The sequence below is a fragment of the Dietzia sp. UBA5065 genome, from assembly GCA_002415925.1.
GTDB lineage: Bacteria > Actinomycetota > Actinomycetes > Mycobacteriales > Mycobacteriaceae > Dietzia.
This window is the reverse complement of the sequence record DIAZ01000154.1, coordinates 3,540-3,952: the sequence shown is the minus strand read 5'-3', so window position 1 is coordinate 3,952 and position 413 is coordinate 3,540. Positions and strand designations below refer to the sequence as shown.

The window sequence follows — 413 nt, the reverse complement described above, 5'->3', positions numbered from 1 at the left end:
GAGAACGCCGGGTTCGCCCGCGCCGTGATCGACGCCGGGCTCACCTGGGTCGGCCCCCCGGTCGAGTCCATCGAGTCCATGGGGTCCAAGATCGAGGCCAAGAAGATGATGGCCGCCGCGGGCGTGCCCATGCTCACCGACCTCGAGCCCGCGGACGTCACGGAGGACATCCTCCCGGTGCTCGTCAAGGCCTCCGCCGGCGGCGGCGGCCGCGGCATGCGCGTGGTCCGCACGCTGGGCTCCCTGCACGACGAGATCGCCAACGCGCAGCGGGAGGCGCTGTCGGCCTTCGGCGACGACGCGGTGTTCTGCGAGCGCTACCTCGAGCGCGGGCGCCACATCGAGGTCCAGATCATGGCGGATGCCCACGGCACCGTCTGGGCCGTCGGCGAGCGCGAGTGCTCCATCCAGCG

General features: G+C 72.4%; 1 pseudogene. It reads left to right on the top strand.

The features are described from left to right. Nucleotides 1-413: pseudogene (locus B4M60_RS12630) on the top strand (acetyl/propionyl-CoA carboxylase subunit alpha); the annotation flags it as partial.